Raw genomic sequence first — 789 nt, 5'->3', positions numbered from 1 at the left:
GCAGCCCGGCGACGGCGTCGATATCGAGAGCTTTCAGCTTGTTTGCCAGCTGCCCGGCCAATGCATCCAGCACCTCGAAGCTCGCCTGGTTGACGATGAGCGAGGCCAGCGCATGTTCGCCATCGGCAAGCGGGCGGAGCGGCAGGCGGAGCTGGCGACCGTCAGTCAGCGTCGCGACATAGAAGGATGTGAAGTCACCCCCGATCGAAAAGGTGCCGGGCGCGTGCAGCTCCTGCCAGAAATCGTGCGGGGCGAGGGCGGCGCTGTCTGTCATGATGTCATCTGGTCCGTTTGGTCGTTTCCATGCCGGCGCGGCGGCGCAGCGCCTTGAGCTCGGCCTCGGTCAAAGCGCGTACCGCGCCTTTCGGGAGATCGCCGAGTTGGAGATCGCCGATCGCCACGCGCACCAGCCGCAGGCATTCGGTGCCGAGCGCTTCCAGCATGCGGCGGATCTGGCGGTTGCGGCCCTCGTCGAGCTCGACTTCGATCCAGGAGTTGCGCTCGCCTTGTCTTAAAAGCGTGGCCGCCGTCGCCTTCAGGAGTTCGCCGTCGTGGCGAACGCCATAGGCCATCTCGGCCAGCATCTCCGGCTCCATGACGCGATCGACCTGGACGTGATAGGTCTTGGTGACATGGGTGACCGGGTCGAGCAGCGCCTGGGCGAAGACGGTGTCGTTGGTAAAAAGAAGCAGGCCTTCGCTTGCCTTGTCCAGCCGGCCGACCGGCGACAGATGCGGGGTATCGACATCCTTGAGGCAATCGAACACCGTCGGGCGGCCTTCCGGATCG

At 65.0% G+C, this 789-nt stretch carries 1 protein-coding gene and 1 pseudogene; both read right to left on the bottom strand.

Annotated elements, in window-relative coordinates; all coding sequences use genetic code 11:
* Positions 1-274, bottom strand: a pseudogene (locus tag B3605_RS00330) (phosphoribosyltransferase); the annotation flags it as partial.
* A 4-nt stretch (positions 275-278) separates the two neighbouring features.
* A partial coding sequence (locus B3605_RS00325; protein ID WP_296431511.1) for a pseudouridine synthase occupies positions 279-789 on the bottom strand: 511 nt, incomplete at its 5' end.

Origin of the sequence: Rhizobium sp. UBA1881 (assembly GCF_002338015.1) — a bacterium.
Taxonomy (GTDB): domain Bacteria; phylum Pseudomonadota; class Alphaproteobacteria; order Rhizobiales; family Rhizobiaceae; genus Rhizobium.
The sequence above is the reverse complement of the archived record's forward strand: the minus strand, read 5'-3'. Positions and strand labels throughout refer to the sequence as shown.